This window comes from Chitinophaga rhizosphaerae, from assembly GCF_003958645.1.
Taxonomy (GTDB): Bacteria; Bacteroidota; Bacteroidia; order Chitinophagales; family Chitinophagaceae; genus Chitinophaga; species Chitinophaga rhizosphaerae.
The window spans coordinates 798,290-813,211 of sequence record NZ_RXLO01000003.1 but is presented as its reverse complement, the minus strand read 5'-3'; the positions used below and the strand labels follow the sequence as shown (position 1 = coordinate 813,211).

The window sequence follows — 14,922 nt, the reverse complement described above, 5'->3', positions numbered from 1 at the left end:
CAATATCATGAAAAAGAATGAGAAAATACTATGAAACCCGCCCTCCGGATTTGCCGTCCATCACACGAATGTCACAATTTTCCTGTCTGGTGGAAAGTGTTTTACCTGAAAACGCTACATTGTATCCCGTTACTCTTTATTTACAACAATCGAGCTGATATGAACAAGCCATTGCATCGCAGAAAATTTCTCCGCAACACCGTGGCCGCAGGAGTGGGCCTGGGTTTGATGAATACGCCGGCACGCGTTTTCGCCGGGATTAAGAAAGAAAAAGTAAGACTGGGCGTGATCGGCGTGGGTGCCCGCGGGATCGAGCACCTGAAGCTGTGCCTCAAGCGCAGCGACGTAGACGTGGTGGCCGTTGCCGACCCGGACATCGATTTCGCCATGCCGCTGGTCCGCAAGGAAATCCAGGCCGCGTACGGCGCCAAGCGCAAGGTGGCGGAATATACGAATGGCCCGCACGACTACAAGAACCTTCTTAAGCGCGGCGACATCGACGCCGTGATCATCGCCACGCCCTGGGAATGGCATACCATCCAGGCCGTAGCTGCCATGCGCGCGGGCGTTACGCCGGCCGTGGAAGTTTGCGGCGCTGCAGACATCCAGGAGTGCTGGGAACTGGTGAACACTTCCGAATCTACCGGCATCCCGGTTTTCGGCATGGAAAACGTGAATTACCGCCGCGATGTGCTGGCCGTGCTGAACATGGTACGGCAGGGCCTTTTCGGTGAACTGGTCCACCTCCAGGGCGGATACCAGCACGATCTCCGCGCCGTGAAGTTCAACGACGGCAAGCAGTATTACGGCGGCGGCGTGGAATTCGGGGAGAAAGGCCTGTCGGAAGCGAAATGGCGCACCAACCACAGCGTGCACCGCAACGGCGACCTGTACCCCACGCACGGGCTGGGGCCGGTAAACAACATGATCAATACCAACCGCGGCAACAGGCTGCTGTCGCTCACGAGCGTAGCCACCAAATCGCGCGGGCTGCACAAATACATCGTAGACCATCCGCAGGGCGGGCCCAACCACCCGAACGCCAAAGTGGAATTCAAGCTGGGCGATATCGTGAGCACGCTCATCAAAACCAACAACGGCGAAACCATCATGCTGTCCCACGACACGAACCTTCCCCGCCCCTATTCGCTGAACTTCCGCGTGCAGGGCACGAACGGGCTGTGGATGGACGATTTCGACAGTATCCACATCGAAGGGAAAAGCAAGCCTCACGGATGGGAAAAGGCCGGAACGCCCGAAGACGCAGAGAGCTACATGGGCAAATACGACCACCCGCTGTGGAAACGCTATGGCAACGACGCTTCCGGCGCGGGGCATGGCGGTATGGACTGGTTCGTCATCAACTCCTTCATCGAATCGATCAAACGCGGAACGGATTACCAGATGGACGTGTATGACCTGGCTACCTGGTATGCGATCACCCCGCTGAGCGAGCAGAGCGTGCTGGAGGGAGGGTCTGTTCAATACATCCCCGACTTTACGCGCGGCAAGTGGATCAACCGCAAACCGAACTTCGCGCTGAACGGAGAGTACTGATCCGTAACGGCTAACATATTGAAAGACAGCCCCGGCACACTGTGCCGGGGCTTTTTCGTTTCCGGTGAAAAGCCGCTTTAACGATGTTTTATTAACGATAAGCCCATCATTTTGACGGACGAAACGTCAAATCCCCCCTCCCTCATTTCCGCGCCAGCCCCCTTCAGCCATTAAATCCGCCGTTTCAGTCAATTCATCCCGCAACTCGCATCTGCCGCAAATCCCCGTAGGCAGGGCGGAGATTACATTTACAAATCAATCTGACCCTGAAGGATAATTATCAGCCAATACGAAAGGACCATGCGCCCTAATCATGCAATCACACAAGCCATACACGGGTAAACGATTCATCGCTTCAATCAAAAAAAACGCAAATGAGAAAAAAGCTCAAAGGCATCCTATCACTCTTATGCCTGTTACTTCCGCTTGTCATGCAAGCACAAAATCAAACCGTTAAGGGGAGGGTCACGGATGTGACCGGCAATCCGCTACCGGGCGCCAGCATAGTAGCGCAGAAAGGCCGCCAGGGTGCGGTAACGAACGCCGAAGGCCGGTTCGAACTGGACGTGGCCCCGGGCACCAGGCTCACCATCAATTTTACGGGTTTTAAATCGGTTACCATTACCGCCAATCCTGCCGAGCCTTTGCAGGTAGTACTGGAAGACGACATCGCCAAGCTCGACGAAGTGATCGTTACGGGCCTGGCCACAACGGTAAAAAGAAGGAATGCCGCCAACTCCGTGTCTACCGTTTCTTCCAAGGAACTGACCGGCGCCGCGCCCGCGCAGACTTTCGACGCGGCACTGAGCGGAAAGATCAGCGGTGCCAACATCGTGGCTAACTCCGGCGCTCCCGGCGGCGGCCTTTCCTTTAAACTGCGCGGTGCATCCTCGATTTACGGAACGATCCAGCCGCTGTTCGTGATCGACGGCGTCGTGATTTCCAACCGCGCCAGCTCCACCGGCCTGAACGCCGTTACGCTGGCTTCTCCGGGCGGCAGCGCCACATCAACGCAAGACAACTCCACATCCCGTATCGCCGACATCAACCCCGCTGATATCGAAAATGTGGAAATCCTCAAAGGCGCTTCCGCTTCCGCGATCTATGGATCGCAGGCGTCTGCCGGTGTGGTGATCATCACCACCAAGCGCGGGCGCGCCGGTAAAACCAGGTTTGCGTTCAACCAGGATATCGGCCAGTCGTCTGCCATCAAACTGTTGGGTACCGACCTCGAGCTGTCTGACGCCGACCTTACGGCCCGCCGCTGGAACATCAATCGCTGGAGAACGGCCCAAGCCAACGGCCGGTTGTACGATTATGAGAAGGAGGTTTTCGGGAACAAGGGTTTCCTCCGCAACACCAACCTGAGCGTAAGCGGCGGTAACGAGAAAACGCAGTTCCATATTTCGGGCGGCATGCGCAAGGAAGATGGAATCGTCGACAATACCGGCTATTCCAACAACGGCATCCGGCTCAACATCAACCACCGCGTTTCCGACCGGCTGAAGTTCAACCTTACCAGCTCTTTCATGAACACGGCTTCCGACCGCGGCCTGTTCAACAACGACAACAACGGCATTACCATTGGCGGTGGCCTCACCAGTGCGATCCCTTACCGGGAGCTCCATGCAGACGCGCAGGGCAACTTCCCCGACCCCGGGGTCCCCAACTTCCTGCAGACCATCGCGCATATGAAGAACAACGAAAAGGTGAACCGTACCATCAACGGGTTGAATGCCGAAGCCCTGGTCCAGCAATCGCAATCGTCGGTAACGCGCTTCATCGGCCGCGCCGGCGTGGATTTCTACAACACCAAAACTTCCCTGCTTTTCCCCGCGATCCTGAACATCGAAGGCGAAACCGGCGGCCGGAACATCCAGGGGAATATCTTTGACCTGAACACCAGCTGGGCCGCATTCCTCGTGAACACCTTCACGCCGGGCACAGGCAAAAGCAACTTTACCACCACCCTCGGTATCACGCACGAATACGGCAATTACGACCAGCTCATCAGCCTGGCGCAAAGGCTCATCGGCTCGCAAACCGGCCAGGGACAAGCCGCACAGGTGCGCGCCCAGCAAACGCGGCAATCGTACCGTAACGACGGCTTCTTCTTCCAGGAAGAATTCGCCTTCAACGAATTCCTGAACGTAACGGCCGGCCTGCGCCTCGACAAATCGACCAATAACGGCGACCACAAGAAGTACAACCTGTACCCCAAAGCCAACGTATCGTGGAACATCACGCGGATGGCCGGCTGGAACAGTTCCATTCTTTCCGACCTGAAGCTGCGCGTGGCTTATGGCGAAAGCAGCGGCTTCCCCACATTCAACAGCCGCTTCACCCTCATGCCCGGCAGCAACATCGGCGGGCTTCCCGGCACCAGCACCAGCCTCACACTCGGCAACTCCGACATCAATTCGGAACGGCAGACGGAGCTGGAAGGCGGCGTAGATATCACACTGTTTAACGGCAGGCTGACTTTCGAGGGAACATTTTATAACAAAGTGATCAAAGACCTGCTCGTGGCGGCCGACTGGCCTTCGTCCACCGGTTTTGCCACCAAATGGATCAACGGCGGCTCGCTGCGCAACCGCGGCATTGAGCTTTCCGTGCGCGCCACTCCGGTGAGCGTACGCGCCATCCGCTGGACTACCGGCGCGAATTTCTGGCTCAACCGCTCCCAGGTGCTGACGCTGGACGTACCCTCGTTCGACCAGGGTGACGGCTTCGGCAATACCTACGGCACCTATTACATCGAGAAAGGCAAGCCCGTAACGCAGATCAAGATCAACAATGCAGACGGCCAGCTGACTTCCGTCGGCAATTCCGAGCCCGACTTCCAGGCAAACTGGACGAATGAAGTGACCTTCCTGCAAAACTTCACCTTCCGTGCACTGGTGCATTACAAAAAAGGCGGGGACAATATCAACCTGACCCGTTTGCTGAGAGATGGCAGCAGCATGTCGAAAGACTGGGACGAGCTGAACGAAAAAGGCGTGCGCAAAGGCATTGCCCGCCAGGATGATGTGACGCAGTACATCGAAGACGGCACTTACTTCCGCCTCCGCGAGATCGCGCTGTTTTACCGTGTGCCGTTGAAATGGAAAGGCATCGAACAGCTGCAGATCGGCGCTTCGGCCAATAACATCCTGACCATCAGCGACTACAGCGGTTACGACCCTGAAGTGTCCAACTTCGGCACCACTTTCGGTACCGGCATCGACGTAGCCCCCTATCCGCCGTCCAAGCGCCTCCAGTTACACCTTGCCGTTAATTTTTAATTCAAAAGCTGACAATGAAGATGAAACAGAATAGCCTTTACATATCGATCCTCGCGGCCGGGCTTGCATTCAGCGCATGCAAGAACGAAGCGATCCCCAACCCTAACGCGCCTACGATGGAGGAGATCATCAAGAACCCCACCATCGGCGAAATGAATAACCTGGTGACCGGCATTGAAGCTTCGATGCGGAGCCGGCTGGGTTTGTATATCGACATTACCGGCTCCATCGGCCGCGAATTCTTCCGTTATTCCTCGACAGATCCGCGGCTCTCGGGCTCCATGCTCGGCAAAGGATCGCTCGTGATCAGCGGCGCCGACTTCCTCGCCAGCACGCCCTGGACGATGCGGTACAACACCGTAAAAACCTGCAACCTGCTGATGGAAGGCGTGAAGAATTCCAAAGCGCTCACCCGCGACCAGCAGCGTAATGGCTACAACGCATACGCCAAAACCATCATGGCGCACCAGCTGCTCATGGTGCTGAACCTCAGCTACGACAATGGTCTCAGGCTGGAAGTGACCGACCCCAACAATCCCGGCCCTAAAGTAACCCGCGCGCAAGCGCTGGAAGGCATCGCCAAACTGCTGGACGACGCCAATGCAATGCTGAACAGCGCAGAATTCGAGTTTGAGCTGTCGTCGGGATTCGAAGGTTTCGACGATGTGGCCGGTTTCCGCAAGTTCAACCGCGCGCTTGCCGCCCGGGTAGCTGTTTACCGTGAACAATGGGCCGCCGCGCTCACCGCCCTTAACGCCAGCTTCCTCGACCAGACGGCCGGCGCCAATTTGAACGCCGGGCCTCAACACCTCTACTCTTCCGCCAGCGGCGACGAGGAAAACGATGTTTTCATCAACAACATGTCTGACGCCAACATCCGCCTCATCCATCCTACATACGTGCAAGACCTGGAAGCCGGAGACGACCGGATCAACAAAGCCAGTGCGCCCCGCACCACACCGCTTGTGGTAGACGATCTTCCGGAAAGCCCCCGCAACTTCCCCATCAGCGCATCGCTCGAATCGCCGTTCCCCATCATCCGGAACGAAGAGCTGATCCTTATTTACGCTGAAGCGCAGGCGCAAAGCAACAACCTGGCCAACGCTGCGGATGCGCTCAACATCATCCGTACCCGCCACGGTCTGCAAGCCCGCCTGGATCTGGACACGAAAGACAAAGTCATCAACGAAATGCTGAAGCAGCGCCGGTTTTCCCTCTGGGGAGAAGGGCACCGCTGGATCGATATGCGCCGCTACAACAGGTTGGCACAATTGCCGATCGACCGGCCCGACGATAACGTTTGGAAAGAGCTTCCGCTTCCGGAAGCAGAAGCCAATCGCTGATCCTTATCATATCAACGTTTAAAACAGAAGGCTGCCTCCCATCGGTGTGGCGTTCCGCTACATCAACTCCAGCCTCGTGCGCGGCAACCTGAACGCGGTACGCTACAAAGCCGCCACGGCCGTAGCGGGCGATGTTTCGCTGTTTTATCCCGGTTGAACGATGCAGGACGGGGCTTTACGGCGGGCCGGGCGTTGAGCAATCCCGGTTCGCGCATTGCTTACCGCGGCGACTCCGGCCAGCAGGTGCTCCTTCCCGCAAACCTCGGACTGGGCGCGGCTTAACACCTGGCGCCAAACGCAACCCGCTGTCCAACACCCAGCGCATCGGCCTCACGGTCGATCTTGCAGCGCCACGTTAATTCGTTTTTTATCCAACCAAAAAGCCGGCCGCGATTCGCAGCCGGCTTTTTTGTTGCCTGGAATTTTTTTATGCCACGGCTTCAGCGGTCAGCTGAACTTTGGCGCCGTCTTCGATCGACGTGATATAGATTTCGGGCGAAACGCCGTATCGCTGGCGGAATTGTTCCTGCACGAAATCGCAGAATTCTTCGACCTTGTCTGTTTGAACGAGGTTGATGGTGCATCCGCCGAAGCCGCCGCCCATCATGCGCGCGCCGGCCACTTCGGGGCGTTGCGCGGCCAGGTGGGCCAGGAAGTCCAGCTCCGGGCAGGACACTTCGTAGCGTTTGCTCAACCCTTCGTGGGAAGCGAACATGAGTGCGCCGGCTTCTTTCAGCTCGTTGCGCTGCAAATGCGCGCAGGCTTTTTCCACCCGCTCGTTTTCCTGGGTCACATAGAGGCAGCGGTCGTACACTTTGGCGGGCAGTAGATGTTTTTGCAGGATGATTTGTTCCGACGTGAGATCGCGGAGGCTGTTGATGCCGGGGTACACATCCCGCAGGATCTTCACCCCTTCTTCGCACTGCGCGCGGCGAACGTTGTACTCCGAAGATGCGAGGGAATGGTGGACCATCGAGTTCACCAGTACCACTTTCACTTCTTCGGAAAAACGGAAGGGAAAATACTGGTAATCGAGGCTGCGGCAGTCGAGCAGCATGACGCTGTCTTTACGGCCGTGCAGATTCGCGAACTGGTCCATAATGCCGCATTTCACGCCCGGGAAGGTATGTTCCGCCAATTGGCCGATGCGGGCCATTTCCATGCGGGAGAGGTTGAAGTTGAGGAGATGGTCGAGCCCTACGGCCAGGCCGCCTTCCACCGCGGCGGAGCTGCTCATGCCGGCGCCGATGGGAATATCGCCGGTGATGACGCAATCGAACCCTTTCACACCGTACCCCTGTTTCTGCAAATGGTACACCACGCCTTTGATATAATTGATCCATTCGCCGCCGGGCTCGATGTTTTCGAGGGAGAACGACTGCGTTTCGTTGTTGAACAGGGCGTGGGCGTTGCAGGTGTCCGTACCGTTCAGGGCGATGGCGTACACGATACGCTTGTCGATGGCGGCGGGCAACACGAACCCTTCGTTATAGTCGGTGTGTTCTCCGATCAGGTTGATCCTTCCGGGGGAGCTGACGATGAGGGGCTCCCGGTTGAAACGCTTGCGGAACTCGGCTGTGGCTGTTGCGATCATTTATAAGGGTAAATTTTACACCTAAAAATAATAAAAAGGCGGAGATTTCAGAAAATTGTTGGGCGGGAGGGGTTGGCAGGAACGGAAAAGCCCCCGGGACTACGGTCTCCGGGGGCTTTCCATATAATATCTTTACCAGGCTTACTTGGCGGGCAGTCCTTTTTTGTGACCGGCTACGGCGAAGTACAGGATCACCAGGTAGCAGGGGATCATGATCGCGTAGGGGATCTGGCGGTCGCCGCCCATGGCATCCACGATAGCACCGTAGATCAGCGGCAGGATGGCGCCACCGCCGATACCCATTACCAGCAATGCGGAACCGGTTTTGGTGAAACGGCCGAGCTTGTCGATCGCCAGGGGCCAGATGCCAGGCCACATGAGCGAGTGGGCGAAGCTGAGGAGGATGATGAACACGATGGAGGTCATACCGCTGGTCAGCAGCGCGCCGACCGTGAATACGATGCCCATGATGGCGCAGATCATCAGTGCGTTTTTCTGGGACAGGACTTTCGGTACCAGCGCAACACCGAGCATATAGCCTACGCCGAAAGCGAAGAGGCAGTAGATGGCGAGGTGGGAAGCCACGTCTTTCGCCAGGCCTGTGTAGGTGCCATAGTTCGTGAGGGTATCGATCGCCAATACTTCCACACCCACGTAAAGGAAGAGGCTCAGTACGCCGATGAGCAGGTAGGGAATTTCGAACACGGATTTGCGGCCGTATTTGTCGGCCCCGCCGGCCTGGGACGCATCTTCGTCCTGGTTGATTTCAGGCAGATGGGAGCGGCGAACGAAAATGGCGAGCAGCACGAGCACACCGGCCATAACGGCGTAGGGAACTACGAGGCGGCCGGCCAGCAGGTCGAGCTCCGCTTCGCGCTCTGCACCCACGAGGGTAGCGATTTTGGCGGAAACGGCTTCGGTGTCGCTGAAAAGCAGCTTCGCCAGCACGAAAATGCCGATGATACCAGCCAGTTTATTACAGATACCCATGATGCTAATACGTTTAGCGGCGCTTTCGATGGGGCCGAGAATCGTAACATAAGGGTTGGAAGCGGTTTGCAGGAGCGCAAGGCCGGTGCCCTGGGTGAAAAGCCCAACCAGGAACAGCGGGTATGAGCGCATCTGCGCCGCGGGGATGAAGATGAGCGAACCGGCAGCGATGATCAGCAACCCGAGCGACATGCCCTTGGGGAAGCCTATCTTCTTGAGGATCACGGAAGAAGGGATCGCCATCACTACATAGGAAATATAAAAGGCGAAAGTAACAAGGTAAGCTACGGTGTCCGTCAACTCACAGGCCTGTTGCAGGAACGGGATCAGTACGGAGTTCAGCCAGGTCACAAAGCCGAAAATAAAGAATAGCGCCGCGATGATCACCATCGCCTGGGTGTAGTTGTTACGTTGCGCGGCCACGGGAGGAGCTGCAGCTGTCTGATTACTCATGAATGACAAAGGTTGATTGTTCAAGAATGCCACGAACATAATGAACAATTCGCTAAATTCATAAATATATTAGCTAAAACGTTTGAGCAATGTAAAAAAATAAGGCGTTCCGGTTTCTTTTTGACCTTTTCTCAAAAAAATAATTATACATTTAGACCCTAATTTTACCAAAATTTAACGGTATATGTCCACGCCACAAAAACAGGGTACGCATCCGTCGTTTTCCGTACTGGTCCTCGTTTTCTTTTTCTGGGGATTCGTAGCGGCCTCCAACAGTATACTCATTCCCTTCTGTAAAGCGCACTTCGAGCTGACGCAAATCCAGTCGCAGCTCATCGACTTCGCATTTTACGGGGCTTACTTCGTAGGGTCCCTCATCCTCTACCTTCTTTCCGCCATGAAAGGGGTCGACATCCTGAACCGTATCGGTTTCAAAAAAGGGATCATATATGGCCTGATCATTTCCGGCGTAGGTGCGGCCGCCACCATCGGCGCGGTGAACCTCGGCCTGGGCATGACCGATAAAACCGCCGCCTTCTACCTGATCCTGGGCGCCTACTTCATCGTGGCCCTCGGCTTCTCGCTGCAGCAAACGGCCGCCAACCCCTTCGCCATCCTCCTGGGAGACCCGGCCGGCGGCGCACACCGGCTCAACCTCGCGGGCGGTGTCAACTCCTTCGGCACCACCATCGGCCCCATCATCGTATCCATCCTCCTGTTCGGCTCCGCCAAAGTGAGCGGCGCCACCGGCGATACCGATATCAGCAAGATCAACGTATTGTACCTCACGCTCGTAGGCCTCTTCCTCGCAGCAGCAGGTATTTTCGCGGCTACCAAAATGCCGAAGGGCACGGAAGACGATCATTTCGAATCTTCCCCCAAGGCTACGCGCTCCCTGCTGGGCATCACCCTGATGTTTGTCGTGATCGCCATCGGGACGGGCGTTACCACCCATCCCCTGCCTTACTTCATCGCCGGGATCATAGGCATCCTGGTGATCCTTTTCTACAGCCAGTTCACGGCCCGCTCCAACGGCGACGGATGGGGCGCCATGAAATATCCGCAGCTCATCATGGGGATGATCGCCATCTTCGTGTATGTAGGCGTGGAAGTGAGCACTTCCTCCAACCTCGGCGAACTGCTGAAAACACCCGGGTTCCTCACGCCGGAAGGCCTGCATGAATCCGAGATCAGCCCTTATATTTCGATTTTCTGGGGCGGTTTGATGATCGGCCGGTGGACGGGCGCCATCAGCGTGTTCAATATCTCGAAAATCGCGCGGCAGGTGCTTTCCGTTGTGGTACCATTCATCGCTTACGGCGTCATCCTCGGTGCCAACGCCATGAAAGGGAACGACATTACCATTCTCTATCCCTTCGCGATCTGCATCGTGATCCAGATCCTGGGTTTCTTCTACGGACAGGAAAAGCCGGCCAAAACGCTGCTCACCTTCGGTGTGATGGGTGTGGCCGCGATGATCATCGGCCTGTTCACCACCGGCCAGGTAGCTACGTTCGCGTTCATCAGCGGCGGCCTGTTCTGCTCGGTGATGTGGCCCTGCATCTTCAGCCTCTCGATCGCCGGCCTGGGTAAATACACCGGCCAGGGCTCGTCTTTCCTTATCATGATGATCCTCGGCGGGGCCCTGGTCCCCCCGTTACAGGGCGGTATCGCAGACTCGATCGGCATTCACACGTCTTATATCGTGCCGGTGGCATGCTTCGCATACCTGGCATTCTTTGCATTACGCGTAAAATCAATTTTAAAATCCCAAGGAATAGACTATGAGTCAGCAACTAGCGGTGGGCATTGATATCGGTGGAACGAACACTAAATTCGGTATTGTAGACCGTCGTGGCAACATCCTTTGCCAGGACCGCATGTCAACCAAAGCACACGAAGAAGTTACCATGTTTCTCGAAGAGCTGCACCAGCGGCTCACCAAGCTGATCGAACAGGTCGGCGGCATCGAAAACATCCGCGGTATCGGCGTAGGCGCCCCCAACGGCAACTACTATACCGGCAACATCGAATACGCTCCGAACCTGCGCTGGAAAGGCATCGTGCCCCTGGCGCAAATGCTGGAAGACCTCTTCGGCCTTCCCACGGTTCTTACCAACGACGCCAACGCGGCCGCACTCGGCGAAATGACCTACGGCTCCGCACGCGGCATGAAAGATTTTATCACCATCACGCTCGGCACCGGCGTTGGCAGCGGCATCGTCGCTAACGGACAGCTGATTTACGGCCACGACGGCTTCGCCGGCGAGCTCGGCCACGTGATCGTAGTGCCAGGCGGCCGTCTCCATCCCGGGACCGGCGCCCGCGGCTCCCTCGAATCGTACGCATCCGCTACCGGTGTCACCAATACCGCGCTGGAACTGCTCGAAGCCCACCCGGAACTGGATTCCATGCTTCGCAACCACAATCGCGAGGAGATCGATTCCAAGCTCATCTACGAAGCCGCCATCAAAGGCGACAAACTGGCCATGGAGATCTACGAGTTCACCGGAAAGGTGCTCGGGGAAGCCCTCGCCAACTTCGTGATGTTCTCCAGCCCCGAAGCCATCGTGCTGTTCGGCGGCCTTACACAGGCAGGCGACCTTATCATGCGCCCCGTTCGCGAGCACATGGAAGTAAACCTGCTCCCCATCTTCCAGAATAAAGTTAAATTGCTGTTCTCCGAGCTCAAGGAAAGCGACGCCGCCATTCTCGGCGCCAGCGCCATGGCCTGGGAAATGAAAGATTAACAGTGACATAACCTTTAGTGTAGCATGAAGAGCAGAAGGAACTTTTTGAAAACCGCCGCCCTGGGCGCCGCCGCACTTTCGCTGGACGGTATCCCCGCAGCGGCCGCATCGCGCGGCAAGGGCCGCAAACCCATCGTTGTTTCTACGTGGGACTTCGGAATAGCCGCCAACCGCGCCGCATGGGGCGTGCTGGGCAAGGGCGGCCGTGCGCTCGACGCTGTTGAAGCCGGAGTGCATGTGCCCGAAGCCGATGAAAAGAACGTAACCGTAGGTTACGGCGGATATCCCGACCGCGACGGCCGCGTTACGCTGGACGCCTGCATCATGGACGAGTTCGGGAACTGCGGTTCCGTGGCCGCCATAGAGCACATCAAGCACCCGATCTCCGTGGCCCGCAAGGTGATGGAGAAAACCCCGCATGTGATGCTCGTGGGCGACGGCGCATTGCAATTTGCGCTGGAGAACGGTTTCCGGAAAGAAAACCTCCTCACGCCCGAATCCGAAAAGGCGTGGAAAGAATGGCTGAAGAAAGCGGAATATAAACCCGTCATCAATATCGAGAACCAGCAGTACGAAGGCAAAGGCACCACGGCGTTCAACCCGCTGCGCCTGCCCGGCAACGCCTGGAACCACGATACCATCGGCATGGTGGCGCTCGACGCGGCCGGGAACCTTTCCGGCGCCTGCACTACCAGCGGCATGGCTTTCAAGATGCACGGCCGGGTGGGCGATTCGCCCATTATCGGCGCGGGATTGTATGTCGATAACGAAATAGGCGCCGCCACGGCAACCGGCGTGGGAGAAGAAGTGATCCGTGTGGTAGGGAGCTTTTTGGTGGTGGAACTGATGCGCCAGGGATACTCTCCCGAAGCCGCCTGCAAGGAAGCGGTTTTGCGCATCGTGAAGAAAAAACCCGCCAAGGCAAAGGAGATCCAGATCGGCTTCCTGGCCCTCAACAAAAAAGGCGAGCACGGCGCGTACTGCCTGCATCCCGGGTTCAGCTACGCCTGCACCACCGGCGAAAAAGAAGAAGTGCTCATCAAAGGCAAATATTACTTCCAATAATTTATGTTCGAAACTTTGGATCGGCTACCCGGCAAACGCTGGTAGCCGATCCTTATTTTTGTAAAAATCTGGACTTTGAAAAAGATCACGCTGGAAATTTGCGCCACTTCCGTGGCCTCCTGCATCGCCGCCGAAGAAGGCGGTGCGGATAGAATCGAATTGTGCGACAATCTACTGGAAGGCGGCACCACGCCCAGCTACGGCATGATCGCCGCGGTACGGGAAAAGTGCGGATTGAAGATCTATCCGATCATCAGGCCGCGCGGGGGCGATTTTCTGTATGACGGCGCCGAATTTGATGTCATGCAACGCGACATCCGCGCGTGCAAGGAACTGGGCTGCGACGGTGTCGTGATCGGATTGCTGACGGCCGGTGGAAAGGTGGACGTGGAGCGTACCCGCGCGCTGGTAGACCTGGCCAGGCCCATGGGCGTTACGTTCCACAGGGCTTTCGATATGACGGACGATCCCTTCCTGGCACTGGAAGACGTGATCGCCACCGGCTGCGAGCGCATCCTTACCTCCGGCCAGCGCAATACCGCCCTGGAAGGCGCCGCCCTCATCCGCGAGCTGGTGGAAAGATCTGCCGGCCGCATCCGCATCATGGCCGGTTCCGGCCTGCGCGCCCACAACGCCGAAGCCCTCGCCAAAGCCAGCGGCGCGCCGGAATACCATTCCACCGCCCGCGATTATATCGACAGCCGCATGGAGTACCGCAACCCCAATGTGAGCATGGGCGGCATTCCCGGCGTGCCGGAATACGGTATCTCCGTGACGCAGGCCCCTATCGTCCGCGCAATTCGCGCAGGCGCCGAAGCCGGACTGAATGGTCAATAGGCATATGACGATCAAATGTATACACCAGTTATCCAAAAACCCATCCTTGTATATAAATATTAAACAAAACTCACTCAACATTCCCTACATTTATCCACAATTCCGCTTTGTGAAAAACGCGGCAGGGTCAATACATTAAATAATTTTTAAATTAGTCGAAACATGAGAAAAGCTCGCTACTTAGCTTTATTGTTGTGTATGGCGCTTGGCGCGAACGCGCAGGTGAAAGGTGTTAAGCATGTGATCCTGATCGGAATGGACGGGCTCGGGGCTTACGCCATGGAAAAATCGGACAATCCGGTCATGAAACAGATGATGGCCGACGGCAGCTGGACGTTGAAGGCACGCAGCGTACTTCCTTCTTCCAGCGCCGTAAACTGGGCTTCCATGATCATGGGCGCCGCTCCGGAACTCCACGGCTTCACCGAATGGGGCAGTAAAACGCCTGAAGTGGAACCCCGGGAGCTGGACAAATACGGCCTCTTCCCTTCCCTATTCACCTTGCTGCGCGAGCAAAAGCCCAACGCGGAAACCGGCGTGATCTATTCCTGGGGCGGCATCGGCTACCTGTTCCCGAAACAGGCGGTGAACAAAGACCAGCATTGTCCGTCGGACAGCGCCACTACCGAAACGGCTATTGCATACCTGAAAGAAAAGAAACCGGATTTTCTTTTCGTACATTTCGACCAGCCAGACGGGGTGGGCCACGAAATCGGGCATAACATTCCGCCGTATTATGAACAAGTGCATAAAAACGACGTTTTATTAGGTAAGATTCTCCAGGCCGTGAAAGACGCCGGGATGTGGGACAACAGCGTGATCATCCTTTCTTCCGACCACGGCGGCATCAACAAGGGCCATGGCGGCAAAACGATGGTGGAAATGCAGATCCCCTGGATTTTTACCGGGAAAGGCATCAAAAAAGCCAATGAAGTGACAGAAAGCGTGATGACGTACGATACGGCCGCAACGATCGCATATATCTTCGGGTTGAAGACTCCGCAGAGCTGGACCGGCCGGCCCGTGAAGAGCATTTTCAAATAAGGCGC

10 protein-coding genes are annotated in these 14,922 nt (G+C 56.6%); 8 read left to right on the top strand and 2 right to left on the bottom strand.

Annotation, left to right across the window (positions count from 1 at the left end; genetic code table 11):
* The first annotated feature begins 159 nt into the window (after positions 1 to 159).
* The 3 genes from EJ361_RS10360 (at position 160) to EJ361_RS10350 (ending at position 6,184) form a co-directional block, all read left to right on the top strand.
* Positions 160 to 1,557: a Gfo/Idh/MocA family protein gene (locus EJ361_RS10360; RefSeq protein ID WP_126245518.1), complete on the top strand. Its 1,398-nt coding sequence runs from the start codon at positions 160 to 162 to the stop codon at positions 1,555 to 1,557.
* A gap of 431 nt (positions 1,558 to 1,988) precedes the next feature.
* Positions 1,989 to 4,841, top strand: coding sequence for a SusC/RagA family TonB-linked outer membrane protein (locus EJ361_RS10355; protein WP_240646594.1), 2,853 nt, complete (start codon positions 1,989 to 1,991; stop codon positions 4,839 to 4,841).
* A gap of 14 nt (positions 4,842 to 4,855) precedes the next feature.
* Positions 4,856 to 6,184, top strand: coding sequence for a RagB/SusD family nutrient uptake outer membrane protein (locus tag EJ361_RS10350; protein ID WP_126245516.1), 1,329 nt, complete (start codon positions 4,856 to 4,858; stop codon positions 6,182 to 6,184).
* 427 nt (positions 6,185 to 6,611) lie between these two features.
* Here the strand turns inward: EJ361_RS10350 and galK are convergent, their stop codons facing one another.
* Both galK and EJ361_RS10340 read right to left on the bottom strand, forming a co-directional pair.
* Positions 6,612 to 7,778, bottom strand: coding sequence for a galactokinase (gene galK / locus EJ361_RS10345; RefSeq protein WP_126245515.1), 1,167 nt, complete (start codon positions 7,776 to 7,778; stop codon positions 6,612 to 6,614).
* A 141-nt stretch (positions 7,779 to 7,919) separates the two neighbouring features.
* Positions 7,920 to 9,221 (bottom strand): sugar MFS transporter, encoded by a 1,302-nt coding sequence (locus tag EJ361_RS10340; protein ID WP_126245514.1) that lies wholly within the window; start codon positions 9,219 to 9,221, stop codon positions 7,920 to 7,922.
* 184 nt (positions 9,222 to 9,405) lie between these two features.
* Between EJ361_RS10340 and EJ361_RS10335 the strand changes: the two genes are divergently transcribed.
* The 5 genes from EJ361_RS10335 to EJ361_RS10315 all read left to right on the top strand — a co-directional run bounded on the left by EJ361_RS10335 (position 9,406) and on the right by EJ361_RS10315 (position 14,917).
* Positions 9,406 to 11,034 (top strand): MFS transporter, encoded by a 1,629-nt coding sequence (locus EJ361_RS10335; protein WP_126245513.1) that lies wholly within the window; start codon positions 9,406 to 9,408, stop codon positions 11,032 to 11,034.
* The gene (locus EJ361_RS10330) at positions 11,006 to 11,971 is read left to right on the top strand and encodes an ROK family protein (RefSeq protein WP_126245512.1); all 966 of its coding nucleotides are present in this window, start codon (positions 11,006 to 11,008) and stop codon (positions 11,969 to 11,971) included. The genes EJ361_RS10335 and EJ361_RS10330 overlap by 29 nt, the downstream gene beginning before the upstream one ends.
* Positions 11,972 to 11,995: 24 nt before the next feature.
* The gene (locus EJ361_RS10325) at positions 11,996 to 13,036 is read left to right on the top strand and encodes a N(4)-(beta-N-acetylglucosaminyl)-L-asparaginase (protein WP_126245511.1); all 1,041 of its coding nucleotides are present in this window, start codon (positions 11,996 to 11,998) and stop codon (positions 13,034 to 13,036) included.
* Positions 13,037 to 13,111: 75 nt separating this feature from the next.
* On the top strand, positions 13,112 to 13,873 hold the full coding sequence (locus tag EJ361_RS10320) for a copper homeostasis protein CutC (protein WP_126245510.1): 762 nt from the start codon (positions 13,112 to 13,114) through the stop codon (positions 13,871 to 13,873).
* A 162-nt stretch (positions 13,874 to 14,035) separates the two neighbouring features.
* Positions 14,036 to 14,917, top strand: a complete 882-nt coding sequence (locus EJ361_RS10315; protein ID WP_126245509.1) for an alkaline phosphatase — start codon at positions 14,036 to 14,038, stop codon at positions 14,915 to 14,917.
* Positions 14,918 to 14,922 lie beyond the last annotated feature (5 nt).

What these genes read in the sequence shown, in the direction of transcription:
- EJ361_RS10360 (WP_126245518.1), top strand. Translation starts at nt 160, where the DNA reads ATGAACAAGCCATTGCATCGCAGAAAATTTCTCCGCAACACCGTGGCC.
- EJ361_RS10355 (WP_240646594.1), top strand. Translation starts at nt 1,989, where the DNA reads ATGCAAGCACAAAATCAAACCGTTAAGGGGAGGGTCACGGATGTGACC.
- EJ361_RS10350 (WP_126245516.1), top strand. Translation starts at nt 4,856, where the DNA reads ATGAAGATGAAACAGAATAGCCTTTACATATCGATCCTCGCGGCCGGG.
- galK (WP_126245515.1), bottom strand. Translation starts at nt 7,778, where the DNA reads ATGATCGCAACAGCCACAGCCGAGTTCCGCAAGCGTTTCAACCGGGAG.
- EJ361_RS10340 (WP_126245514.1), bottom strand. Translation starts at nt 9,221, where the DNA reads ATGAGTAATCAGACAGCTGCAGCTCCTCCCGTGGCCGCGCAACGTAAC.
- EJ361_RS10335 (WP_126245513.1), top strand. Translation starts at nt 9,406, where the DNA reads ATGTCCACGCCACAAAAACAGGGTACGCATCCGTCGTTTTCCGTACTG.
- EJ361_RS10330 (WP_126245512.1), top strand. Translation starts at nt 11,006, where the DNA reads ATGAGTCAGCAACTAGCGGTGGGCATTGATATCGGTGGAACGAACACT.
- EJ361_RS10325 (WP_126245511.1), top strand. Translation starts at nt 11,996, where the DNA reads ATGAAGAGCAGAAGGAACTTTTTGAAAACCGCCGCCCTGGGCGCCGCC.
- EJ361_RS10315 (WP_126245509.1), top strand. Translation starts at nt 14,036, where the DNA reads ATGAGAAAAGCTCGCTACTTAGCTTTATTGTTGTGTATGGCGCTTGGC.